At 65.3% G+C, this 23,835-nt stretch carries 24 protein-coding genes, 1 tRNA gene and 1 riboswitch; of the genes, 12 read left to right on the forward strand and 13 right to left on the reverse strand.

Annotated elements, in window-relative coordinates:
* Positions 1-37: 37 nt before the first annotated feature.
* From QM615_RS07660 to QM615_RS07670, 3 genes are all read right to left on the reverse strand, one after another.
* On the reverse strand, positions 38-790 hold the full coding sequence (locus tag QM615_RS07660; protein WP_068282717.1) for a GTP pyrophosphokinase: 753 nt from the start codon (positions 788-790) through the stop codon (positions 38-40).
* Between the two features lie 422 nt (positions 791-1,212).
* Positions 1,213-1,368, reverse strand: coding sequence for a DUF6131 family protein (locus QM615_RS07665; RefSeq protein ID WP_094611554.1), 156 nt, complete (start codon positions 1,366-1,368; stop codon positions 1,213-1,215).
* A gap of 93 nt (positions 1,369-1,461) precedes the next feature.
* On the reverse strand, positions 1,462-3,411 hold the full coding sequence (locus tag QM615_RS07670) for a helicase-related protein (protein WP_262498484.1): 1,950 nt from the start codon (positions 3,409-3,411) through the stop codon (positions 1,462-1,464).
* A gap of 48 nt (positions 3,412-3,459) precedes the next feature.
* On the opposite strand from QM615_RS07670, the gene QM615_RS07675 reads away from it, so the two are divergent.
* The 5 genes from QM615_RS07675 (at position 3,460) to QM615_RS07695 (ending at position 8,904) form a co-directional block, all read left to right on the forward strand.
* Complete coding sequence (locus QM615_RS07675; protein WP_149406826.1) at positions 3,460-4,173, forward strand: type 1 glutamine amidotransferase; 714 nt, start codon at positions 3,460-3,462, stop codon at positions 4,171-4,173.
* Between the two features lie 9 nt (positions 4,174-4,182).
* Positions 4,183-5,361, forward strand: a complete 1,179-nt coding sequence (locus QM615_RS07680; RefSeq protein ID WP_149406827.1) for an alpha-hydroxy-acid oxidizing protein — start codon at positions 4,183-4,185, stop codon at positions 5,359-5,361.
* Complete coding sequence (locus tag QM615_RS07685) at positions 5,361-6,656, forward strand: alpha-amylase family glycosyl hydrolase (RefSeq protein ID WP_149406828.1); 1,296 nt, start codon at positions 5,361-5,363, stop codon at positions 6,654-6,656. The genes QM615_RS07680 and QM615_RS07685 overlap by 1 nt, the downstream gene beginning before the upstream one ends.
* A 74-nt stretch (positions 6,657-6,730) precedes the next feature.
* Positions 6,731-6,823: riboswitch (TPP riboswitch) on the forward strand.
* A 49-nt stretch (positions 6,824-6,872) separates the two neighbouring features.
* Positions 6,873-7,634, forward strand: coding sequence for a 3-oxoacyl-ACP reductase (locus QM615_RS07690; RefSeq protein WP_149406829.1), 762 nt, complete (start codon positions 6,873-6,875; stop codon positions 7,632-7,634).
* Position 7,635: 1 nt separating this feature from the next.
* Positions 7,636-8,904 carry an LLM class flavin-dependent oxidoreductase gene (locus tag QM615_RS07695; protein WP_149406830.1) on the forward strand — a complete coding sequence of 423 codons (1,269 nt, stop codon included), beginning with the start codon at positions 7,636-7,638 and terminating at the stop codon, positions 8,902-8,904.
* Positions 8,905-8,914: 10 nt separating this feature from the next.
* Here QM615_RS07695 and QM615_RS07700 read toward each other — a convergent pair whose 3' ends face one another.
* The 3 genes from QM615_RS07700 to QM615_RS07710 are packed head-to-tail and all read right to left on the reverse strand — an operon-like array spanning position 8,915 to position 11,820.
* The gene (locus QM615_RS07700) at positions 8,915-9,805 is read right to left on the reverse strand and encodes an alpha/beta fold hydrolase (RefSeq protein WP_149406831.1); all 891 of its coding nucleotides are present in this window, start codon (positions 9,803-9,805) and stop codon (positions 8,915-8,917) included.
* A 12-nt stretch (positions 9,806-9,817) separates the two neighbouring features.
* Positions 9,818-10,924, reverse strand: coding sequence for a PDR/VanB family oxidoreductase (locus QM615_RS07705; RefSeq protein ID WP_149406832.1), 1,107 nt, complete (start codon positions 10,922-10,924; stop codon positions 9,818-9,820).
* A complete protein-coding gene (locus tag QM615_RS07710; protein WP_094669920.1) occupies positions 10,921-11,820 on the reverse strand; it encodes a metal-dependent hydrolase in 900 nt (299 codons plus the stop codon). The genes QM615_RS07705 and QM615_RS07710 overlap by 4 nt, the downstream gene beginning before the upstream one ends.
* Before the next feature lie 114 nt (positions 11,821-11,934).
* Between QM615_RS07710 and QM615_RS07715 the strand changes: the two genes are divergently transcribed.
* Positions 11,935-12,450 carry a hypothetical protein gene (locus tag QM615_RS07715; RefSeq protein WP_149406833.1) on the forward strand — a complete coding sequence of 172 codons (516 nt, stop codon included), beginning with the start codon at positions 11,935-11,937 and terminating at the stop codon, positions 12,448-12,450.
* Positions 12,451-12,528: 78 nt separating this feature from the next.
* Here QM615_RS07715 and QM615_RS07720 read toward each other — a convergent pair whose 3' ends face one another.
* Complete coding sequence (locus tag QM615_RS07720) at positions 12,529-12,996, reverse strand: alpha-isopropylmalate synthase regulatory domain-containing protein (RefSeq protein ID WP_283347213.1); 468 nt, start codon at positions 12,994-12,996, stop codon at positions 12,529-12,531.
* 229 nt (positions 12,997-13,225) lie between these two features.
* On the opposite strand from QM615_RS07720, the gene QM615_RS07725 reads away from it, so the two are divergent.
* Complete coding sequence (locus QM615_RS07725; RefSeq protein WP_068048586.1) at positions 13,226-14,428, forward strand: ATP-binding protein; 1,203 nt, start codon at positions 13,226-13,228, stop codon at positions 14,426-14,428.
* A 7-nt stretch (positions 14,429-14,435) separates the two neighbouring features.
* Here QM615_RS07725 and QM615_RS07730 read toward each other — a convergent pair whose 3' ends face one another.
* Positions 14,436-15,617, reverse strand: coding sequence for an alkane 1-monooxygenase (locus QM615_RS07730; protein ID WP_283347214.1), 1,182 nt, complete (start codon positions 15,615-15,617; stop codon positions 14,436-14,438).
* A gap of 174 nt (positions 15,618-15,791) precedes the next feature.
* Between QM615_RS07730 and QM615_RS07735 the strand changes: the two genes are divergently transcribed.
* Positions 15,792-16,646 carry an alpha/beta hydrolase gene (locus QM615_RS07735; RefSeq protein ID WP_283347215.1) on the forward strand — a complete coding sequence of 285 codons (855 nt, stop codon included), beginning with the start codon at positions 15,792-15,794 and terminating at the stop codon, positions 16,644-16,646.
* A gap of 28 nt (positions 16,647-16,674) precedes the next feature.
* A complete protein-coding gene (locus tag QM615_RS07740; RefSeq protein WP_269595660.1) occupies positions 16,675-17,520 on the forward strand; it encodes a patatin-like phospholipase family protein in 846 nt (281 codons plus the stop codon).
* 9 nt (positions 17,521-17,529) lie between these two features.
* Here the strand turns inward: QM615_RS07740 and QM615_RS07745 are convergent, their stop codons facing one another.
* On the reverse strand, positions 17,530-18,438 hold the full coding sequence (locus QM615_RS07745) for an amidohydrolase family protein (RefSeq protein ID WP_283347216.1): 909 nt from the start codon (positions 18,436-18,438) through the stop codon (positions 17,530-17,532).
* Positions 18,425-19,111 (reverse strand): dienelactone hydrolase family protein, encoded by a 687-nt coding sequence (locus tag QM615_RS07750; protein ID WP_283347217.1) that lies wholly within the window; start codon positions 19,109-19,111, stop codon positions 18,425-18,427. The genes QM615_RS07745 and QM615_RS07750 overlap by 14 nt, the downstream gene beginning before the upstream one ends.
* 138 nt (positions 19,112-19,249) lie before the next feature.
* Here QM615_RS07750 and QM615_RS07755 point away from each other — a divergent pair, with 138 nt between their 5' ends.
* Positions 19,250-20,227, forward strand: coding sequence for an NADPH:quinone oxidoreductase family protein (locus QM615_RS07755; protein WP_283347218.1), 978 nt, complete (start codon positions 19,250-19,252; stop codon positions 20,225-20,227).
* Positions 20,228-20,247: 20 nt separating this feature from the next.
* Here QM615_RS07755 and QM615_RS07760 read toward each other — a convergent pair whose 3' ends face one another.
* Both QM615_RS07760 and QM615_RS07765 read right to left on the reverse strand, forming a co-directional pair.
* Positions 20,248-21,588: an ABC1 kinase family protein gene (locus tag QM615_RS07760; protein ID WP_283347219.1), complete on the reverse strand. Its 1,341-nt coding sequence runs from the start codon at positions 21,586-21,588 to the stop codon at positions 20,248-20,250.
* Complete coding sequence (locus QM615_RS07765) at positions 21,585-22,148, reverse strand: TetR/AcrR family transcriptional regulator (protein ID WP_283347220.1); 564 nt, start codon at positions 22,146-22,148, stop codon at positions 21,585-21,587. Before QM615_RS07765 ends, QM615_RS07760 begins: the two co-directional genes overlap by 4 nt.
* Before the next feature lie 101 nt (positions 22,149-22,249).
* Here QM615_RS07765 and QM615_RS07770 point away from each other — a divergent pair, with 101 nt between their 5' ends.
* Positions 22,250-22,867 carry a DUF998 domain-containing protein gene (locus QM615_RS07770; RefSeq protein WP_188078732.1) on the forward strand — a complete coding sequence of 206 codons (618 nt, stop codon included), beginning with the start codon at positions 22,250-22,252 and terminating at the stop codon, positions 22,865-22,867.
* Here QM615_RS07770 and QM615_RS07775 read toward each other — a convergent pair.
* On the reverse strand, positions 22,850-23,629 hold the full coding sequence (locus tag QM615_RS07775) for an enoyl-CoA hydratase/isomerase family protein (protein WP_283347221.1): 780 nt from the start codon (positions 23,627-23,629) through the stop codon (positions 22,850-22,852). The two genes, QM615_RS07770 and QM615_RS07775, sit on opposite strands and share 18 nt — an antisense overlap.
* Positions 23,630-23,706: 77 nt before the next feature.
* Between QM615_RS07775 and QM615_RS07780 the strand changes: the two genes are divergently transcribed.
* Positions 23,707-23,780 (forward strand) — tRNA-Met (locus QM615_RS07780).
* The last annotated feature ends 55 nt before the right edge of the window (positions 23,781-23,835 follow it).

Genomic DNA, 23,835 nt, shown 5'->3' on the forward strand with positions numbered 1-23,835 from the left:
GCCCGTCGAGCAGCGGGGTTTTTCGTTGTGGTGACCGTCAAGCCCGATCGGGGTCGATCGCCTCGGCCTGCGCCGTGAGCAGCATGTGCAGCAACTCGGGAGGCAGAGCCATGGGCGGCAGCGCGCCGAGAGCGATGGAGTTCTCCGCCTCGCCGCCCAGCTCGACCACCTCGTCGTGCAGGCTTTCCATCTTCTCGTCGAGCTTGTTGGCGCTCTCGGCCGCCTCGGTCAGCTCCGCCAACAGAGTCTCCGGAATCTGCCCGCGATACTTGTAGAAGATCTTGTGCTCGAGGCTCGCCCAGAAATCCATCGCGATGGTTCTGATCTGCAGTTCGACGAGGACCGGCTGGACGCGATCGGACATGAACACCGGAATCTCGACGATCAGATGCAAGCTCTTGTAGCCGTTGGCTTTCGGGTTCGCGATGTAGTCCTTGATCTCGACGACGCGCACGTCGCTCTGACTGCTGAGCATGTCGGCGATGCGGTAGGTGTCGGAGATGAAGCTGCAGGTGATGCGCACTCCGGCGACGTCGAAGATGTTCTCGCGAATCGCATCGAGAGTCAGGGCGCACTTCTTCCGCTGCGCCTTCTCGAAAATGCTCTCCGGAGTCTTCAACCTCGACGAGACGTGCTCGATGGGGCTGTACCGGTGAATGTGGGTGAATTCCTGCTTCAAGATGTTGATCTTCGTGATCAGCTCGTCGATCCCGAACTTGTAGCTCATCATGAATCGCGTGAAATCTTGTCTCAGTTGACCCAGATCGACGACGGGCTCACTGTTGTTCATACCGTCGATTGTCCACGACGGGCGACTGTGTTCGCGCAGCGCGGGAATCGAAGCTGGCGTCACTGCACGAGTTGCGTAGCTCCGGCGTGAACAGCACGACGCCACAGCGTTCGCACTGATGGGTGCGGTGATGTCCGCGGTCGCACGAACAGGCCCGTGAACCCACCAATACCGAACCGGCGACGAGTGGATGGCCGTTGGTGCAGCGAGAAGGCGCTCGTTCTGCCCACCGATCGCCGACGCGATAGAGCGATCCGGCAACCGGGTCGGTGTCGCGCTCGTCGGATGCCATCGCGCGCAACCGCCTTCGACACTGTCTACCGTCCGATATGGACCGCCCGAAGTGGCTCCGCTGGCCGCATCGCCAACTTCGGGGGCCCGCTCAGACTAACAGAAATCGAACGTGTGTTCTAACTCGTAGGTCAAAACCACGTCTTGCGGCCACCGACTGCGCGCCCCATCGAACCGAGCAACGTCAGAACCGCGCCGACGACGACAAGAATGATGCCGATGGTCGTCAAGATCGAGATGCCGGCGAAATAGCCGATGAGGGCGAGGATGATTCCGAGAACGATCATGACTACTCCTGGTGCCACTGTGAGCCCGCTACCGACGAATTGCCGATGGGACCGAACCTACTCGGGCGCGTGGACGATTGCTCACAATTGTCGCTATTTTCCGGCGTCCACTTTCGCGGCGAGAAACGCCTCCGGGTCGATGAGATCCGCCTGCCCGACGATCGATCCCAGGTCAGCGATACGTTCGATACCGGTCAGCACCATCTCTTCTTCGACCGTGCCCTCGGCGTAGCCGTAGTAGCAGGTCGACGTCGTGTGGTTGTGGTCCTTGTCTATTCGGTTGGCCCGGCCCTCGATCTGCCGAATGTCGATGGGCGTCCACCGGGGATCGTGAATCAGCGTCACGCGTGGTGCGAGGGTGGAAACCGTGCCCTCCGGGAGCAGTAATTCGTTGGTGTGCAGGTTGATCGCACTGGTGGTTGTCGAGACGATGACCGACGCATCGCCGGTTTGAAAGCGTCTGATCGACGCCTCCTGATCCGGGCTACTCATACTCCCGTCGACGACCGCGACCTCGAGGCCCTCGTCCCGAAGCGTCTGCGCCAACGCCGCCACCGACTCGCGGTAGAACATCGAGACGAACACCTGATTGCCGGCCTTGACCCAGGTGCGCACCTGATCGGCCGACGCGGGAATGCGTAGGTACGAACACTTCTGGCGGAATCGCAGGGTCGCGGCACGAGTGCTCGGGTTCTTCTGCAGCACGCGCTTGCCGCCGACGGCCTTCCAGATCGGTAGCCCGACTTCCTTGCGGTAGTCCACCCACGCCGAGTTGTACAGCCGCTTCTGCGCGGCGGTGAGTTCCTGGCCGAGCGGCTCGCGTGGGGTCGGCGGCGAGGGGCGCGAAATCGACCACGGCACAGCACCTCCCGACAGCCACCCATGTACGGACGCGATATCGCGGGCGCGTCGGGCCGCGTCCTCGGGCTCCCACCGCCACGTCGTCAATCCCGTCGTCGCCTTGCCTGCCTTGACGGCGAACCCCGATTCGATGAGGAACTCGGCCCACTTCATCGTCACCGCATAGCCGAGATACTCGTCGTCGCCGAGGATCTCGACCCCGCGGCTGCGCTCGACGGCCCTCGCCATGTAGGCGAAGTGCAGCGGCTGATAGCCGGGAGTGGCAGACATCCACACCACCGAGCGCGCCGCCTCCTGATACCGCCAGAGGATCTGCGACTGCTGCGATTCGATGTTCATCAGCGCATGCGATTCGTCGGCGATCACCACGTCCATGTCGAACCGAAGCTCGCCGAGCGAGATGGTCCGCTTGTTCTGTGTCCGTTTGCGTTTGCCCAGGTCGGTCTCGGGCGGAACGGACAGGAGCTTCTTCGTCGACTGGTAGGTGATCAGCAGCCAGCGCTTGCGATCGGACGGTTCGATGTCGGCCTCGCTGTCGGCAATGGTTCGCCGCCATCCCGGCAGCGCGCCCTTGGGTGCGACCACCAGTACCGTGCCGATCTCGGCCGCCGACATCTGCCGAACGGCCTCGCACACCGCCAACGTCTTGCCCAGACCCGTCGAATCCATCTGCGCGAAGTACGGGAATCCCGCGTCGAGGGCGGCGAGATGGCGTCGAACGGATTCGAGTTGGGTCTCACGCGGCTGCATCGCGCGCTCCCGCACCACCTCGTCCCGCCAGTTCTCGTTGGCATCGTCCTCGAGCCACCGCTGCAGGCTGTACGGCATCGACTCGTACGGCTGCAGATACTCGGGCAATTCGGTGCCGTAGTACGCGAACACCCGTGGTCCGGGATACCAGCGAGCCCCGGCAGCGCCCGCCGCCGACCGATCCTCGAACGGCACGTCCAGCACCCAGACGCGCTCACCGGGATCGGGCACCCGCAGATCGGGGGCAGCAGTCTTGCGAGGTGACGTCTTGCGCGGCGCTGCACGCTTGCGTGGTGCGGCCTTCTTCGGGGCAGCTTTTTTCGGTGCAGGCTCACCGTTCTTGGCGGCCGCGAACTTTCGCGCAGCACTGCTCTGCCCGGCCTTGACGGTGCGGGCAGTGGTGGATCGGGCTGTGCGTCTACGAGGTGGCATCGGATCCAGTCTGTCGTACGGTGTGCACGAACACCGTAAAGGAGCCCTGTGACACACACGAACGACCCGCGCGCTGTAGTGCTCGTCCACGATCAGGACCCGGCTCTCGCGCGACGCGACATCGGCACTCTCGACGCCGAGTTACGCACCAGGGGTTTCCAGTTGGACGTGCACTCCTTCGACCACAGCCCCGACCTCGCGCCGCCACCACTGTGCGGCGCACAGCTGCTGGTCGTCATGGGCTCGCCCGACGCCGCGTACGACGACACGCTGGCCTGGCTCGCGCCGGAGATCGCATACGTCCGGGAGGCGATCGACACCGGAGTCCCGATCCTGGGTGTCTGCTTCGGCGGACAGTTGCTCGCTCGGGTACTCGGCGGCACCGTTCGCAAGTCCGAGCATCCCGAGTACGGATTCGTCGACGTCGAGACGTCCGAGCCCGAGCTCATCGCCCCCGGACCGTGGATGGAGTTCCACGGCGATACGTTCACCGCTCCCCCGCAGGCCACGGTGATCGCCCGCAACGAGTCCGCGCAACAGGCCTTCGTGCTCGGGCCGCACCTCGGGTTGCAGTTCCACCCCGAGATCGACCTCGACACCTACGACGCGTGGGCTGCGGCCTGGGACCGCGACGGCGTCGAACATGGGGTGGACGTGCACGAAATCCGCCGGGCCATCGCGGAGGCCGAACCTGCAGCTCGGGTGCGTTGCTCGGCTCTGCTCGACGCATTTCTCGCCCGATCCTCGGCGGTGCCCCGGTAGGGTCGAACGATGACCGAGGCCAGGCCCAGCAACTTCAGCGATCACCAACTCGGCATCTACGCCGCCGGGATGTTCGCGCAGCAGACACCGTCGATCACCACCAACCTGGCGAGGCTGGAGGACCAGGCTGCCGAGACGCTCTCGCCCGAGGCCCTCGGCTATATCGTCGCCAGCGCGGGCAGTGGTTCGACGGCTCGTGCGAACCGGGCTGCCTTCGACCGTTGGGCCATCACGCCTCGGATGCTGCGCAGCGCGGCTGCCCGTGACCACGCGTGCACCGTGCTCGGCACCGACATGCCTGCCCCGCTCATGATCGCTCCCGTGGGCATTCAGACGCTCGCGCACCCCGAGGGGGAGCTCGCCACCGTCCGCGCCGCCGCGGAACTCGGTGTGCCGTACATACATTCGACCCAGGCCTCGCACTCGTTCGAGCAGATCGCCGAGGCAGGCGGCGACGCGCCCCGCTGGTATCAGCTCTACTGGCCGACGGACGAATCGGTGTTGCTGAGCTTCCTGCAGCGCGCGAAGGATTCCGGATTCAGCGCGCTGGTGCTGACCCTCGACACGACGCTGCTGGGCTGGCGGCCCGCCGATCTGGACCGCGGCTACCTGCCGTTCCTGGCCAACCTCGGCATCGAGAACTACCTGAGCGATCCGGCGTTCCAGGCCGGCCTGGGGCAGCCGGTCGAGGAGAATCCCGTTGCGGCCGCGATGCATTGGGCGCAGATGTTTCCCAACCCCGGTCTGTCGTGGAAGAACCTGGCGTTCCTCCGGGAGCACTGGAGTGGGCCGGTCGTCCTCAAGGGAATCTGCACCGTGGGCGACGCCCGAGAGGCGGCCGCGCACGGAGTCGACGGCATCGTCGTCTCCAACCACGGCGGCCGTCAGATCGACGGGGCCAGAGCGTCACTCGACGCGTTGCCGTCCATCGTCGAGGCGGTGGGCGACGAATTGACAGTCCTGTTCGACTCCGGAGTACGCACCGGAGCCGACATGGCCAAGGCTCTTGCGCTCGGAGCCGATGCGGTGCTGCTCGGCCGACCGTTCCTCTACGGCCTCGCCCTCGGTGGGCAGGAGGGCGTCGCGCACGTATTACGTTGCCTGTTAGCCGAATTCGATCTGGTGACCAGCCTGTCCGGCCATACCGGTGCGGGCGAACTGGGCCGCGACTCGATCATGGAGTCCTGATGGAGTGGACGAAGCACGCCATCTGGTGGCACCTGTACCCGCTCGGCTTCACCGGTGCGCCGGTACACGGCTGGGACGGTGAATCTCAGGCGGATCTGCACCGGCTGAACAGAATCGAGAACTGGCTCGACTACGCACTCGAACTCGGTGCGTCGGGCATCGCCCTCGGTCCGATCTTCGAGTCCGAGAAGCACGGCTACGACACTGTCGACTATTTCCACATCGACGGCAGGCTCGGCACCGACGAAGATATCGACTCCCTGATCGCCGCGGCGCACTCCCGCGGCCTGAAGATCATGTTCGACGGCGTCTTCAACCATGTGGCGCAGAGCTTTCCGAAGTTTCAGGAAGCGCTGACCGAAGGTGCGGAATCCGAGGCCGCGGGGTGGTTCCACCTCGATTGGTCCGGTGACGAGCCGACGTATCGCAACTTCGAGGGCCACGACGAACTGGTCGCACTCAATCACGAGAGCCCGGATGTGCAGCGGTTCGTCGTGGACGTCCTGTCGCACTGGCTCGAGCGAGGCGTCGACGCCTGGAGGCTGGACGCGGCCTATGCAGTATCGCCGCGTTTCTGGGCCGCGGTGTTGCCGAAGGTTCGGGAAAAGCACCCGGACGCATACTTTCTCGGCGAGGTCATTCACGGCGACTACGACCGAATCGTCTCGGCCTCCACGCTGGACTCGGTCACTCAGTACGAGCTGTGGAAGGCCGTCTGGAGCGGTCTGAGCGAGCTCAACTTCTTCGAGCTCTCCCATGCGCTCGAGCGTCACAACGGCTGGCTCGACGCCTTCGTGCCCGCCACGTTCGTCGGAAATCACGACGTCAACCGCATCGCCAGCGTCATCGAGGACGAGCGACATCTGCTGCACGCCTTGGTGGTTCTGTTCACCGTGGGCGGTATGCCGATGATCTACTACGGCGACGAGCAGGCGTTTCGCGGAATCAAGGAGGATCGAGTCGGCGGCGACGACGAGGTGCGTCCGGAGTACCCCGACACGTCCGAGAATCTCGCTCCGTACGGTTGGCCGGTCTACCGAGTGCATCAGGAGCTGATCGCACTACGGCGTCGCAATCCGTGGCTGTACTCCGCGCGCACCGAGACGCTCGAACTCACCAACACCGCACTGCTCTATCGCGCGCACGCCGACGGCGAATCGCTGACGGTCGCGCTCAACCTCGGTGACGACGCCATCGACTACCCGGTCCAGGGCGACGAGGTGCTCGCAGGCGAAGCGGATCTGCACGACGGGCGGGTGAGCGTCCCGCCGCACGGCTGGACCGTGATCGGCTGAACGCGTGCATTCGGTTCCATTCGCCTCTCTAGCGTGAAAACAAGACACGGCGAGAAACCGCTACAGGTACAGTCGACCGCGACACGGGGTGCCCGTCAGGGCTGAGAACACACCCGTCGAACCTGATCTGGTTAGGACCAGCGAAGGGAATGTCGTGGCGTTGCGGTATTCCTGTCCCCTCGTGACGGTCCCGACCTCGAACGAGAGGCGAGGCGCATGAAATTCGACGAGCAGACAGTGTTGATCACCGGCGGTGGACGCGGACTGGGAGCAGCGATCGCTGCGGCGTTCGCCGGCCAGGGTGCCCGAGTGGTGATCGACTACCGCAACAGCAAAGAGGCCGCCGAAGCGCTGGCGAACCGACTCGGTGAGAACGCGATCGCGGTCCAGGGTGATGTCACCGACGACGCCGCGGTGGCCGCGCTGTTCGATACCGCGCGTGAGCATTTCGGCACCCCGATCACCACCGTCGTCAACAACGCGCTGGCCGATTTCTCGTTCGACGGAGACGCACGGCCCAAAGCCGACACGATCACCTGGGAGCGCTTCGACGCTCAACTGCGGGGCAGCGTCCGCGCGGCCTTGCTGACCACCCAGGCCGCACTGCCGGGCATGCGCGAGGCGGGGTTCGGGCGAATCATCAACGTGGGCACCAACTTGTTCCAGAATCCGGTAGTCCCGTACCACGACTACACGGCCTCCAAGGCGGCGCTGCTCTCGCTGACCCGCACTCTGTCCGCCGATCTGGGCGCAGACAACATCACCGTCAACATGGTCTCGGGTGGACTGCTCCGCACCACCGACGCCAGCTCCGCGACCCCGGCCGAGGTGTTCGATTTCATCGCCGCCTCGACCCCGCTGCAACGCGTCACCACCCCCGAGGAATTCGCCGACGCTCTGCTGTTCTTCGCATCGCCGTGGGCGCGGTCGGTGACCGGCCAGAATCTCGTCGTCGACGGCGGACTGGTCAAGGACTGACATGCACCTCAACGCTTTTCTCTACGGTTGCGGCCACCACAGCGCGGCGTGGCGTCACCCCGATTCGCGAGTGGAGGATCTCGGCGACATCTCGTACTACGAGGAACTCGCGCAGCTCGCCGAGCGGGGCAAGTTCGACGCGGTGTTCTTCGCCGACGGTCATTCGGTACGCGACCCGGCCGGGGCAGGCACCTGGTTCCTCGAGCCGATCACCGCGCTGTCCGCCATGGCGCGGGCCACCACGCACATCGGCCTCGTCACCACGGTCTCGTCGACGTTCTACACACCGTTCCACGCTGCACGCATGTTGGCGTCACTCGATCACATCAGTGGCGGCCGTGCTGGTTGGAACGTCGTCACCTCCATGTTCGACGCCGAAGCCCGCAACCACGGGATGGACGTCATCCCGGCTCGTGAGGAGCGATATGCCCGCGCCGAGGAGTTCGTCGATACTGCTCTGGCGCTGTGGGATTCGTGGGATGCCGACGCGTTGACGCTCGATCGAAGCGGACACTACGCCGATCCGGCGAAGGTGCACTCGATCGACCACGACGGCAAACACTTTCGGGTCGACGGCCCGTTGACGGTGCCGCGGTCGCCGCAGGGGAGACCGGTGCTGTTTCAGGCCGGCGCGTCGGGCCCGGGCCGGGGTCTGGCCGCGAAGTACGCCGAGGCGATCTATGCCGTTGCCTACGATCTCGTTGCAGCGCAGAGCTATTACAACGACGTGAAGGCGAGAATCCGCCATGCGGGCCGCGACAGCGCGACAGTGGGCATCATGCCGGGTTTGGTGACGTACATCGGGTCGACGATGGACGAGGCTCGCCGCAAGAAGGCCGAACTCGATGAGCTGCTGCCCACGGAGCAGTCACTGGCGATGCTGTCGACGTTCACCGGACAGGACTGCGCTGCCTGGGAACTCGACGCGCCGGTACCGTCCCTGCCTCTGGCGGCCGAGTTCGCCGGACCGCAGGGTCGCTACGAGACGATTCTGCGGATCATCGAGAAGGACGCCCCGACTGTGCGGGAGTTGCTCGGCACCCTCGCCGCGGGCGGCGGCCACGCGACGATGATCGGCACGCCGGAGTCGATTGCCGACGAGATGCAGTCGTGGATCGCCCGCGGTGCCGACGGCTTCAATCTGATGTGTCCGCGCTACCCGGACTCATTGGAGGACTTCGTCGATCAGGTGGTGCCGATCCTGCAGCGGCGCGGTGTGTTTCGCGCCGACTACACCGCGTCGACGCTACGCGGGCACCTGGCCGGGTGATTCGTGAACATCAGTCCAGCGAGTCGATGAATTCCCTCGTCAATCGTGCGATGTCGTCGGCATGGGAGATCGGCGACCAGTGTCCCGCCGGAATGTCGTTGCGCGTGAGGTTCTTCACCCACTTGCCGGTGTCGTCGTAGTGGTACGGACGCACCGCGACGTCCTCGGTGTTGACGATGAGGTGCACGGGGATGTCGATGTACCGCTCACGTGGATTGCCCAGGAGCGGAATGATGTTGGCCCGGTAGAGTTTGGTGCCGTTGGTGGCATCCGACCACAGTGTGGGGTTCTGGGTGACGAGCTTCGGATCGACGCCCGAGAACTCCTGGAGGAACGCCGGCCACCCCTTGGCGAACTGCCGCTTGATGCGCAACGTGGACAGGCCGGGGATGTGGAAGGTGACGGTGTACCACGACGCGCGTACCTGGGCGAGCACCTGTTTGATGCCGGTGAGGGTGGGTTTGCGCAGGCGCGACTGCGACCACTTGCCGAGGTGATCGAGGTTCGGCCCGGAAATCGATGTGTACGAACGAATTCGGTCCTTCGCCTGGGGCTGGGCTGCGGCCTCCCATACCTCGACGGCACCCCAGTCGTGGGCGAGCACATGAACTGGGGCGTCGGGGCTGACGGCATCGGCGACGGCATAGAAATCCGAGGCGAGCCGGGCCAGCTTGTACGCCGACTGCTCCGCGGGGACCGAGCTCTCGCCTGCGCCGCGGGAGTCGTAGCTGATCACCCGGAAGCGGTCCTCGAGCTGCGGCACGATGTGGCTCCACAGCTCGTGAGTATCGGGCCAGCCGTGCACGAGGACGATGGGATCGCCGTCGGGATTGCCGCTCTCGAACACCGCCAGGCGGATGCCCTCGTTGACGACCGTCGTACGAACCGCGTTGCTGCTCAACTATTTTCCGTTCTATAGATCGAGTACGAGACGCCCGCTGCGTGCGCGCGAAACGCAGATGAGCATGTGATCGCGCTGCTCTTCCGGCGTCAGTCTGTTTTCCAGGTGCTCGGGCTCACCGGAGAGCACCCGTACCTTGCAGGTACCGCAGAAGCCCTGCTGGCACGAGTACGCGACGTTGGGTTTCTGCTCCTTGACCGCTGTCAGCACGGAGGCGTCGGCGGCGACGTCGAGCACGGCGCCCGTGCTGATCAACTGCACCTCGAACGGGGTGCCGTCGAGAATCGGCGGCGGACCGAATCGCTCGAAATGCAGTGCAGTGGAGGGGCACTGGCGAAAGTCGCGGCGGACTGCGTCGAGCATGGGGGTGGGGCCACAGCAGTAGACGGCACCGCCTGCGGGTGCGCGCTCGAGCAATTCACCCTCGGTGGGGTACCCGTACACGTCGTCGGTGCGGACGAACACCCGGTCCGATTCCCAGCTCTCGATCTCGTCGAGAAAGGGCATCGTGTCGCGTGATCGACCGCAGTACACGAATTGCCAGTCCATGCCGAGAATTCTTGCGGCGCGGACCATCGCGATGATGGGAGTGATCCCGATACCGCCGGCGATGAACAGTGCGCTGCCGTCGCCGACGAAAGGGAATCCGTTGCGGGGGCCACGGACGGTGACCTCGGTGCCGGGTTGCAGTCCGTGCATTTCGATGGATCCGCCTGCGCCGGTAGGGATTCGGCGCACCGCGATGCGATAGGAGCTGCGATCGGAGGGATTTCCGCACAGTGAGTACTGCCGGCGACGGCCCGAGGGCAGGTGCAGATCGAGATGACAGCCCGGATGCCAGATGGGCAGCTGTGCACCCGTCGGCGACGCAAGGGTGAGGGCTGCAACATCGTTGTCCTCGGCGACGATCTCGCGTTCGGTGACGACCAACTTCAACGCCGAATCGGGGTTGTGGCCGGCGACGGCATCGTTGTACTCCGCTCCGGCCGCCGCCTGCATGTACCCGTTGAGAAACGTACCGAGCAGCTGCATCGAGCGATCAGGACGTCCGCGCCCGCGCAGGTCCGGCGGAGCATCCTTGGGGAGCAGCCGCGGGACGCGCCGTGAAGACAGCTTCACCTCGCTGCAGCCTGAGCGGCCGGCGAGGACGCAAGGTACCGGACGGCCTGAGCTGTGGAGCCTTCCTGGCTGGGGTGGTACGACTTCTTGAGGTAGCGCGACATGCTGCGGCCGACGTGCGTCAGCGCGGGCAGGGTGCCGCGTTTGACCGACTTCCGCCACAGTGCCGAGCGCGGCTTGCGGACGGACTTCGGGGCCGACTGCAGCTCCGGGTCGTTCTTCATCAGGAAGATGATCCCGCGCATCCAGATGTAGGCCATCAACGGCACGACCACGACGAACGTACGCAATCGGCGAACCTCGCGCTTGTCGAAGTATCGCAGCGTGTCGTAGGCGACCGAGCGGTGCTCTACTTCCTCGGCACCGTGCCAGCGCAGCAGATCGAGCATGGTGGGGTGGATGCCCGCGCGGTCGAGACCGTCGGCGTTGAGTACCCAGTCACCGAGAAATGCCGTCACGTGCTCGATCGCGGCGATCAGAGCCAAGCGCTCGACCAGGTTGTTCTTCGATCGAAGGCTGGTCACCGAATCGGAGCCGAGGACCTTGCCGAAGGCCCACTCCATCTGGTCGGTGAACGGCGTCGGGTCGAGTCCTTTGGCCTGGAGATGCACGAGGACGCCGGTGTGTGCCTCGGCGTGCACGGCTTCCTGGCCGATGAAGCCGATGACGTCGTCGCGCAGCTTCTCGTCGTCGATGTACGGCAGGGCTTCCTTGAACGTGTCGACGAACCAGTGCTCGCCGGCGGGCAGCAGCAGATGCAGCACGTTGAGTACGTGCGTGGTGTACGGATCGCCCGGCACCCAGTGCATCGGCAGATCGCTCCAGTCGAACTTGACGTTTCTGGCTTGCAGCATCACTTCACCGGGATCCGATGCGACGATCTTCCGTTCGCTCATCGAGCCACCTCCTCCACGTTCGCAGGTGTGGCCGATGCCACAGTGCGAGACTTAGTATAAACACCGGTAACAGATAAAGGGAACCGTGACGGTATCCGATGAGACACTTCTGTCATGACCGACTCCTCCCCCGTGTCGACTCCCCCGAGTCGTATGCCCGTCACCTGGCCTGCCGAATGGCCCGCCGAAGTTCGGCGCATCGCTGATGCCACGAACGATGCGCTGGCTGCTGTCGCCTTGCAGAATTCGGTGGCGTTCGACGATGCCGTCGAATCGTTGGGCCGCTCGGACTCGGCAAAGGCCGGGCACGTGCATGCCGAGATGGTACGCACGTTGCTCGAAGAGGTATACAGCGACGGATTGACCGGCGAGAACGTCCAGGAGGTCCTCGGCCGAACCGTACGAGGAGCGGACTGGCTGCCGAACCTGGACATCGACGGGTTCGTCGAGGTGCTCACCGGAGCGCTGGGGGTGTCCGACATCGAAGAGCAGTCGCGAGTGAGGCCGCGTCCGGCGCACGCGTTGCTGGTGGTCGCAGACCTGCTCGCGGTGCGCCGTGGCCGAGCCGAGACCTATCTGCGGTACGCACTGGCCGAGGTGCGCCGCGCCGAGACGATCGAGATGCCCTAGGAAAGTCTTCGCCTGTCTTGCATACGCGCTAGACCGTCGAAGAAAGCGCTACCGATGCAGGACGTGGCGTCGATTCCGCTACCGATGCAGAATGTTCGCTCCGGCGATGACGGCTCGCACGGCCGACAGGTGTGCGTCGGTATCCATGCCCATCGACCATTCGCGGCGACCGTCGTGCTCGGCGAGGACGAAGGTGGCGGTCTCGTCGCCGATGATCTGCTGGTGGAACGAGAGGATCTCGATGCGGAATCCGGCGTCGTGGAGCATCGACGTCAAGGCCTCGATCGGCCCGTAAGTCGTTGCCGCACAGGCGATGATCGTGTCGCCGACGCCGAAGGTCGCGTCGAAAGCCGTCCTACCGCCAGCTGCACTGTCGGCAGTCCATGACCCCAGTCGAAGAGGGCCGGTGGTGGGCGAGAAACGGTCGGTGAAGTTCGTCCACGACATGTGTTGCCAGGTGATCTCGTCGCGCATCGTGCGCGGCAGGGCGCAACCGAAACGGGCGTGGAACGGATCTGTGGCGAGAGTGGAAGCAAATGCATTCATGAGGGTGGTCCTGGCGAATGTGAAGGGAGGACCGAGAGAGCACAACGACCCGCAGCGAGGGGTCGGTCCGAATCAGACCCCGCTACGGCGGCGTACTACGAGAATGCGCTTCACACCCCAGAAAGTAGTCCTCCGTCGCAGTCGCGCGCAAGTATCGAGTGAATACAGATCTCTAGGACACGAACTAGATGTCCGCATATATCGCACGATTCGTTGTAACTTTGGCCCCATGGACCCCGTGCGTAACCCCTACGCCCCCGGCGCCGGCCAGCGCCCACCCGAGCTCGCAGGCCGAAAGAAGCAGCTCGACGCCTTCGACGTCGTACTCGAACGCATCACCCGCGGCCGGCCGGAACGCAGCGTCGTACTCACCGGGCTGCGAGGCGTCGGGAAGACGGTGTTGCTCAACCAACTCCGATCCGCGGCCATCGCCCGCGGCTGGGGCACCGGCAAGATCGAGGCTCGGCCGGACCAGGAACTGCGTCGACCGCTGTCGTCTGCGCTGCACATGGCGGTCCGCGGCATCGCGGCATCGCATCGCGATCCCGAACGCGTCGACGAATTCCTCGGCGTCCTCAAGGCCTTCGCCCTACGCGCCACCGCGGACAAGGGCATGCGGGAGCGGTGGCAGCCCGGCATCGACGTCCCGGCGAAGACCGGCCGCGCCGACTCCGGCGACATCGAGATCGACCTCGTGGAACTGCTGCTCGACGCCTCCGCGCTGGCCGGCGACGTGGGCGTGGGCATCGCCATCTTCATCGACGAGATGCAGGATCTGGGTGCCGCGGACATCTCCGCGTTGTGTGCGGCCTGTCACGAGCTCAGTCAGGACACCGCGCCGCTGATCATCGTCGGGGCCGGGCTGCCACACCTACCTGCGGTGTTGTCGGCATCCAAGAGTTACTCCGAGCGCCTGTTCAGTTACCACCGGATCGGCCGACTGGAACGAGCCGCGGCCGACCTCGCGTTGATCGCTCCGGCCGACCGCGAGGACGTCGAATTCACCCCCGACGCGCTCGACGCGCTGTATGCAGCCGCTGACGGCTACCCGTACTTCGTCCAGGCCTACGGCAAGGCGACGTGGGATCTCGCGGCCGACACCCCGATCACCGTCGAGGACGTGCGCGTCGCCGCTCCGACGGCGGAGGAGGAATTGGCCGTCGGATTCTTCGGATCTCGCTACGAGCGTGCGACGCCTGCCGAGCGTGAATACATGCGTGCGATGGCCGAACTGTCCGTGGACGACGGCTCGGTGCCGACCTCGGCCGTGGCGACCGAGCTGAAGCGCAAGCCTGCATCGCTGTCTCCGGCTCGCGACGGACTGATCAAGAAGGGCCTGATCTATTCGGCCGAGCGCGGAACCATCGCGTTCACGGTGCCGCACTTCGGTCGCTACCTGCGGGCCCAGACCGACGAACCTGCGGCGGTGTGAACTCTCACTACGCCTCAGCGCGCTCGACGCACAGTTGCTCGAGTTTCCGCACTGCCTTGGGGTCGGAGTGGTCGACGTTGACGAGCTCCGAGTTGCCGTCGTAGAAGTCGATCAGTCGCTGATCCATCACCTTGCGCCACAACGGCGGAACCAGCGCGCAGAAGATCATCACTGCATATCCGGCCGGTAGCTGTGGGGACTCGTCGACGGTGCGCAGTGCCTGGTAGCGGCGCACCGGATTCGCGTGATGGTCGCTGTGCCGTTGCAGGTGGTAGAGAAACAGGTTGCTCCACAGGTGGTCGCTGTTCCAGCTGTCGCGGTGGGTCGGTTTGCCGTATCGACCGCTCTTGCGCTTCTGCCGCAGCAGCCCGTAGTGCTCGAGGTAGTTGGCTGCCTCGTAGAGGACGATCGCGATCGCAGCCTGCAGGAACAGATACGGCACGGTCACCACACCGAAGACGGCGATCAGCACGCCGAACAGCACAACGCTCATGGCCGCGGCATTGAACAGGTTGTTTCGGTACGACCAGGGAGACAGGCCCTGGCGGGCGAGGCGTCGAGTCTCGAGCTCCCAGGCCGAGCGCAGGCCGTGCACGATCGTGCGCGGCAAGAACTTCCAGAACGACTCGCCGAACTTTGCCGACGCCGGATCCTCCGGGGTGGCGACGCGGAGGTGGTGGCCGTGATTGTGCTCGACGTAGAAGTGGCCGTACAGGGACTGTGCCAGTGTCACCTTCGACAGCCATCGCTCCAGACGCTCACGCTTGTGGCCCAGCTCGTGCGCGGCGTTGATGCCGACCCCACCGACGATGCCGACGGTGATGGCCAGGCCGATCCGCTCCGGGACTCCCAGCGGGCCGTGCGCCCAGAGATAGCAGGCCGCAACCAGACCCGCGTACTGCAACGGCAGGAACAGATAGACGCACCAGCGGTAGTACGGATCCTTCTCCAGCGCGGCGATCGCCTCGTCCGGGGGATTGCTGCGGTCCACTCCGGCGAATTTGTCCACCAGAGGCAGTGCGACACCCATGATCATCAGGCCGAGGGTCCAGAACGCACCGGGGCCGAGAAGGGTCACCAGCCCCCAGGCCAGGAACGGGCTGAGAGGAATCGTCAGCCCCAGCGGCCACAGGTAGCGCTTTGGGTCGCGCCACCGCGGCGACGTGCTCGTGGCGGACTCATCACGCATTCTGGATTCTTCACTCCTGAGTCCTGGTCGGTGCCGTGCCCCGAGGTGCGGGGACAAACGGTAGTGGCGTGTCACAACTACATCGCTCGTTCCACCAGGATATGTTACCCAAGCAAATTTTGTAGGTTCTCCGATGGGCCGTCGAACGCCCCGCTGCCCTTGTACGGTGACCGGATGAAGCATGTCGAGTCGTCGTTCGTCGGAGTTCACGGAACCCGAATCGTCTACGACGTCTGGACCCCCGAGACCACGTCGACCGGGATTGTGGTGCTCGCCCACGGCCTGGCCGAGCACGCGGGTCGGTACCGGCACGTCATCGAACGGCTGGGCTCGCTCGGCCTCGTCGTCTACGCGCCCGACCACCGAGGACACGGCCGATCCGGTGGCAAACGGGTGTCACTGGACAAGTGGTCCGACTTCACCGACGACCTGCACACGCTGTTCGGCATCGCAGCTTCCGAGCATCCGAATCAGCGCACCTTCCTGCTCGGCCACAGCATGGGCGGTGCCATCGCACTGTCCTACGCCCTCGACCATCAGGCCGATCTCGACGGTCTGATGCTGTCCGGCCCTGCCGTCGTCCCCAGCGTCGGGCAACCGAAAGCGCTGGTGGCGGTCGGTAAGTTCCTCGGACGATTCGTACCGGCCGCCCCTGTGCTCAAGCTCGATCCCACCCTCGTATCCCGTGACAAGGACGTCGTCGACGCCTATGTCGCCGACCCTTTGGGCTACCACGGCAGCGTCTCGGCGGGTCTGGCCGCGGCGATGCTGGGCGTCGGGGATACGTTCCCTGCTCGCCTGCCGTCGCTGACGATCCCCGTGCTGCTCCAGCACGGGACGGCGGATCGCTTGGCCGACGTCTCGGGCAGCGAGCTCATCGCCGAACTCGCCGGATCCGACGACCTGACCCTGAAAACGTACGACGGGCTGTTCCACGAAGTGTTCAACGAACCGGAGAAGGAGCGCGTACTCGACGATCTCATCGACTGGCTGCGTCCACGCGTACACACCGGCGCTGTAAGTTCCTGACGGATCTTTTCGAAGAAGGGGTACGACCATGACCAGGCGAGCACTCGTATTGGGCGGCGGCGGAGTCGCAGGTATTGCGTGGCAGACGGGTGTCCTACTGGGATTGGCAGAAGCCGGAGCCGACGTCAGCGACGCCGAGATGTTGTTGGGGACCTCGGCCGGGTCCTCGGTCGCAGCCCAGATCTCGAGCGGAGCCGCCTTGACCGAGCTGTTCGCGCGGCAGGCAGACGAAGCGAAGCAGGACCACGAACCGCATGCCGACTCGACCATCGACGAGCTGGTCTCCATGTTGGCTCGGGCTGCCCAGAACTCCGACGGCAGTGCCATCGACACGCGCAGGCGTATCGGCACCGAGGCGCTGTCGGCCTCGACGATCAGCGAGCGTGAGCGCAGGGCCATCATCGAACGACGGTTACCGTCGCACTCCTGGCCGAACCGCGATTTGCGTATCGTCACGGTCGACGCGGTGAGCGGTCGGCATCGGGTTCTCGATCGTGGCTCGGGCGTTCAGTTGGTCGATGCGGTGGCCGCGAGCTGCGCCATCCCGGGAATGTGGCCGCCGGTGACGATCGGTGATCATCGTTACGTCGACGGTGGTATCCGCGCCAGCGAAAATGCGGATCTGGCAGTCGGTTTCGAGAAGGTACTGGTGTTCAGGGTCGGAGCACTCGACCTGGAGCACGATCCGTTCGACATCGAACGTGAGCGGCTGATCAAGGGTGGCTCGAAGGTGGAAGTGATTGCCCCCGATGCAGATTCGGCGGCCGCGATCGGCCCCGATGCCACCGACATCGCGGTCCGATCGGCTGCGGCCGTCGCCGGACGAGCGCAGGGCAATGCCATCGCCGAGCGTATTGCCGAGTTCTGGGTCTAGAGAACCTCTCTAGCCGAACAGCGCGGCTCCGTTCCCCCAGCACACTGCACGAACCCAGTCGTCTCCCAGGTCCAGTCGGCGCACCGCCTGCAGGGCATGCAGATACGGGTACGGGATGTTCGGATAGTCGCTGCCGAACAGAATGCGATCCTGCAGGTCGACCAGCCGGGGCAGTTCGTGTTTCGGAAACGGTGCGCTCGCCTCGGAGAAGTCGGTGAACGACATCGTGGTGTCCAGCCGCACGTTCCGGTAGCGATCGGCCAGATCGAGGAAGTCGCCGTACTCCGGCATCCCCATGTGCGCGATGATCAACGGGAGCTCGGGAAACCGTTGCAGCAGTGCCGCAATCGGCTCCGGGCCGGTATGGGTGCCGGGTGCCGGACCGGATCCGCAGTGGATCACCACGGGTGCCTGCGCGTCCGAGAGTGCGCCCCAGACGCCGTCGAGCAGGGGATCGTTCGGTGAATAGTTCCCGACCTGAATGTGCGACTTGAAGATTCGGGCACCGCTCGTCAACGCCTGCTCGACGTACTCGGTGGCACCGTCCTCGGGGTAGAAGGTGGCGGTGTGCAGGCAGTCGGGGGTGCGCGCCGCGAAATCTGCTGCCCAGGAATTGAGCCAGGCTGCCATCGCCGGCTTGTGCGGGTAGATCATCGACGTGAAGTGCCGGACTCCGAACCCCCGAATGACCTCGAGCCGTTGCTCTTCGGCGAACCGGTAGGAGATGGGCCAGACGCTGCCGGTCAGCGGCCCGGCGCTGTCGAAGTAACTCCACACCTTGTCCATCACGTTCTTCGGCATGAAGTGCGTGTGGACGTCGAACAGTCCCGGCAGCGACAGTTCGGTCCAGAAAGCGACGATGCCTTCGGTCTCGTCTGCGAGTTCGGCGCCGGAGCGGGGCGGCTCAGCGCGCGACATGGGCGTCGAACCACTCGAGCGTCTTGCCCCAGGCGTCGGCGGCGGCGTCGGCGTCGAACACGGCGGGGCGGTCGTTGCAGTGGAATCCGTGCTTGCCGTGCTCGTAGCGGGTGATCTCCGTGTCGACCGGCGCCGTCGCGGTGATCTCGCGCAGCGTCTCGACTTCCTGAACGGGGATGCCCTCGTCCAGATCCCCGAAGAATCCGTGCCAGGGCGTCTGCAGTGCGTCGCCCACCGACGCCATTGCGGGGTAACCGAAGCGGCCCTTGGCGATTCCGCCGCCGTAGAACGTCGCTGCCGCACCGAGTTGCCGTCGAACAGCGGTGTGGAACGCGACGGTGCCGCCCATGCAGAAGCCGACGATCGCGATGGACGAGGGCTCGAATCCGAGCTCGGCGAGCGCACTCGCCGCCGCGTCCACGTCGGAGTCCACCTCGTCCGCCTGCAGCCGCCCGATTGCCGCCATCGCGGAATCCATGTCCGAGTACGACAACACGGTCACACCCTCCTGCCGGTGGAACAGGTGCGGTGCGACCGCGACCCAACCGGCGGCGGCGAGGCGGTTGCAGACGTCGACGATGTGATCGGTGACGCCGAAGGCTTCCTGGATGACGATGACGCCGCCGCGGGCATCCCCGTCGGGACGGACGACGGTGAGGGGAGTGGTGTTCATCCTTCGATTGGAGCACACCACCAGGAGTGGAGCCTGCGGAACGACCCAGCAGGCAGGAGTGGATGCCGGTAGCGACGGTGATTGCTGCAGTTTTGTACGGTGGCGTGCAGGGAACGATCCCGACCGAGAGGACAACTCATGCGCGCGGTACAGATCTCCAGCCTCGACGGACCCGACTCGGTGAGTGTGGTGGACATCGACGAGCCTGCTGCGCGCGACGGGTCGGTGGTCATCGAGGTCCATGCCGCCGGGGTCGCTTTTCCCGATGCGTTGCTCACTCGCGGGCTCTACCAGTACAAGCCCGAGTTGCCGTTCGTCCCCGGCAGCGAGATCGCCGGCATCGTTCGGTCGGCTCCGCCGGAGTCCGGCTTCTCCGCAGGTGATCGAGTAGCGGCCTTGACAGGACTGAGCGACGGTATGGCCGAGGTCGCCGTCGTATCCCCGGACACGGTGTTCGCGCTGCCGGAGTCGGTGTCGCTCTCCGCAGGGGCTGGGTTGTTGTTCAACGATCTGACGGTGCACTTCGCGCTCCGGGAACGTGGCCGGTTGGCACCGGGCGAGACGGTTCTGGTGCACGGCGCAGCAGGGGGCATCGGAACCTCCGCGCTGCGAATGGCTCCGGTACTCGGGGCATCTCGGGTGATTGCTGTGGTGAGCTCGGAGGCCAAGGCCGACATCGCACGATCCGCCGGAGCCACCGACGTCGTTCTCGTCGACGGCTGGAAGGACGCGGTGAAGGAACTGACCGGCGGCCGTGGCGTCGACGTCGTCGTCGATCCGGTGGGTGGTGACCGGTTCACCGACAGCATTCGCTCGCTCGCACCCTCGGGCCGAATCCTGGTGCTGGGCTTCACCGGTGGTGAGATCCCGACGGTCAAGGTCAATCGACTGCTGCTCAACAACGTCGACGTCGTCGGCGTCGGTTGGGGTGCCTGGTGGATGACGCGCCCGGGTTACCTCGCCACTCAGTGGGCCGAGATCGAACCGCTCCTCGCCGATGGATCGCTCGGTGCGCCGGAGCCGTCGGTGTTCCCGGCTTCCGATGCTGCTGCTGCCATTGCCTCGCTGGAAAACCGCACTGCGGCAGGCAAAGTGGTGCTCGACTTCACTCGGTGATGCTGGGTCGAGCTGCCGGCTCATTCCGGTAGCTCGACACCCCTCGCCTCGGCCAGTGCCGCGATCTCGGCGGGAAAGACGTTCTTGAACACGAACGGGTCGGTACCCAGGGCCCAGTTCGGGGCCAGTTCGATGGCGTATCTCTCGAAGTAGCCGAGTTGCTTGGCCACCAGGATCAATTCCTCCGGGCTCGACGTCTTGTACTGCTTGCCCATGTTCACCAGCGCTCGAATGAAGTCGGCCAGGCTGAAGTGCGCGAGCGTTGCCGAGAGCATCGGAGCGAACACCGACTGCAGGATCGCCCCGACCTCGGCGTCCGAACCCATCTGCGGGGCAACGATTCCCAGCCGCTTGACGGTACCGGCCAGTCGGGTGAAGTCGCCGTCGATCACGGTGGCGTGAAACAGATCGAGCAGCAGTGCGCGCCACTGCTCGTCCACCTCGCCCATGACTCCGAAGTCGAGGAATGCCACCCTGCCGTCGTCGAGCACCCACACGTTGCCCGCATGCACGTCGCCGTGGAAGAGACCGTGCAGCACAAGGGCTTCCATCCAGACCTTGGCGGCGCGGCGGACGATGAGCTCGGACTGCTCCCCTGGCTCGTAGCGGTCGAGTGGGGAGCCGTGCATGCGTTCCATACAGATGACGCGGCCGCCGCAGTAGTCCAGGAACACCTCGGGCGCGGTGACGTGGGCGTTGTCGCCGAACGCGCCGATGGCCGCGCGAAAGCTGGCCTGACGCTTCGCTTCCACGGCGCTGTCGAGTTCGGCGAAGGTGGCGGCGTGCAGGTCGACGATGATCGCCGACGCGTTGGCCGTGGCGAAGAACGGAATGAACTTCTCGAGTCCGCGGGCGATGAGGTACGCGATACGAAGGTCGATCTTCATGCGGTGATAGATGCCTCGCCGCTGTACCTTCATGACCACTTCGCGGCCGTCGTCACGGCGCACGCACAGATGCACCTGAGCGACCGAGGCGGACGAGAGCGGCACGTCGTCGAACGAGGAGAACAGGTCGTCGATTCCGCGGCCCAGATCGGCCTCGATCACCGCTCGTGCCTGCGACCCGGGAAACGGTGGCACTTCGTCGAGGCAGCGCAGGCAGGTGTCGGCGAGGACCTTGGGAAACAGCCCGGGCGAGGATCCCATCAGCTGCCCGACCTTGACGAAGGTGGGGCCGAGAACGAAGAAGGCGTCGACGACGGCCTCCGAGGCGTGCAGCGGCCACCCGCGCCGTGGCGCGCGCACCCAGCGGCCGATCGCGACGACTTGGAAGTACGCCAATACCGTGCCGATGACGATGAGTCGCAGCAGTTCTCGTATTCCGAACGTCTTCAGCTGGGGTGCGGGCTTGGGATTCATACGTGCACCCCCACCGGCACGCGCGCCGCCGAGGCTTCCAGGCGCGTCAACAGTCGATCGAACCGCGTCGCATCGTCCGAGGCGCGTGAGAGCACCAGTGCGCCCTGAATTCCGGCCACGATCTCCTCGGCCAGTTCGGCTGCCGATTCGCCGTGTCCCAGGCGGCTCAGTACCGGGGTGAGCGCGTCGATCCAGTGGGTGAAATGGGCTGCGACGCGGCCCGAGAACACAGCACGTTCGAGACCGAGTGTGAATGCGCCGAACAGGCACACCAGACGATTGGACCGGAAGTATCGCGCGGTCTGCTCGAACATCTCGTGCGTCGTCGACGCGGCATCGGTGCCGTGTCGCAACGGCTCGAACACGTTGTGGTGGAACCACTGCTCCACGTCGTCGAGGACGGCCTCGGCCATCTCCTGCTTTCCACGCGGAAAGTAGTGGTAGAGACTGCCTTTCCCCAGGCCGGTCTGTTTGCTGATGACCGCGAGGGAGGAACCGTCGAACCCGTGGTCGCGGAACACCCCTGCGAGTATCGGCACCACGTCGTGGCGATCGCTCATGAGCCGGTACTGTACCAATCGGTACACGCCAGGTGTATCGGGGCTCCGGGAGTGGAGCCTGCGAAATGACCCATCGGGGCTCCGGGAGTGGACGTGCAGCTGTGAAGAGAACGACCGTCCTGGCCGCCGGGGCCTTCCTCGTCGGTGGAGTGACCTATCTGGCCGCCGAAGCCGTCGCCGCACTCGGTTGGACGGACCGGCCGTACAGCTACGCCCGCAACAACATCAGCGATCTCGGAATCCCCGACATCTCGCCGCTGCACGCGGTGATGAACACCGGCTTCGTCGTCGACGGCACGTTCTTCGTCCTGGCGGGGCTTGGACTGTCCGTGCTCTTCGAGGGCCGGGCGCGGTGGATCGTCGCCGGCACCTCCGTTGTGCACGGTGTCGGCAGCATCGTCGTCGGGCTCGCCCACGCCTCGGTGGACGGGGCTTCGACGCCCCATGCGGTGGGTGCAGGCATGGCTATCGTCGGCGGCAATCTGGTGTTGCTGGCGGCAGGTCGGTACGGCGGCCGCGTCGGCGCGCCGCGCTGGTACACCGTGGGCAGTGCGACTGCCGGAGTGGCCGGTCTGGTGGGGCTGACCCTGTTTCTCGCCGATACCGGAATCCTCGGCGGCGGAACCTTCGAGCGCATCTCGGTCTACACCATCATCGGATGGGAGATCGTCACCGGCGCAACGATTCTGGTCAAGCGTCGCCTATCCGAACTCGGGTGACTCCTTGGCGAGAAAGGCGCGCACGCCCTCCCTGCCGTCCGCCGACTCGAACGCCTCCTCGAACACCGGCAATGCCCGTTGCGCCGGTAGGCCAGGGGACTCGCCGAACGTGAGAGCGAGGGCACGCTTGTTCGCTCGAACAGCAGAACGGGACTTGTGCGCCAGCGTCTGCGCCAAGCCCAGTGCCACCGACAACGACTGCCCGCGTGGAGCGACCCGATTGATCAGACCCCACTCCAGTGCAGTCTCGGCCGAGATCGGCTCGCCGAGCAACACCAGTTCGGCGGCACGCGCCTGACCCACCCGCCGCAGCGCGCGCATCGACCCGCCGCTGCTGGGGATCACACCGAGGTCGATTTCCGGGAGTCCGAGTCGAGCCCCCGCGTCGGCGACGACGAGGTCGCAGCACAGCGCCAACTCGAGGCCGCCGCCCAACGCGAATCCGTGGATTGCCGCGACCGTCGGCAGCGGCAGATCGTCGAGCATCTCGAGGGTCGCGTTCTCGAGAATGCTCTTGCGGGCGAGCACGTCACCGCGGTCCTGCATCTCGGGCATCTCGGAAATGTCCGAGCCGGCGCTGAACACCCGGTCGCCGGTGAGAACGACCGCCCGAATCGCGGCGTCGTCGGCCAACTCGAGAAGGACGGCGCGCAGTCGCCGCGTCGCCGGACGGGTCAGCGCGTTGACCGGCGGGTTGCTCAGCGTGATCTGCGCGACGGCGGCGTGCGGAAAGGTCAGGACTGGAGACGGCGCGTTGGGCATACCTGAACGGTAGAGCGTGCGGCTGACCTGGCGATTGGGAGACTGCCGAGATGGCATGTAGCGTGGTGAACACCCGACGCGGGGTGGAGCAGCTCGGTAGCTCGCTGGGCTCATAACCCAGAGGTCGCAGGTTCAAATCCTGTCCCCGCTACTACACAAGTCAGGCCCGACATCGATGATGTCGGGCCTGACTTGTCTCGTCGGTA

It is taken from the genome of Rhodococcus sp. IEGM 1341 (assembly GCF_030056895.1).
GTDB lineage: Bacteria > Actinomycetota > Actinomycetes > Mycobacteriales > Mycobacteriaceae > Rhodococcoides.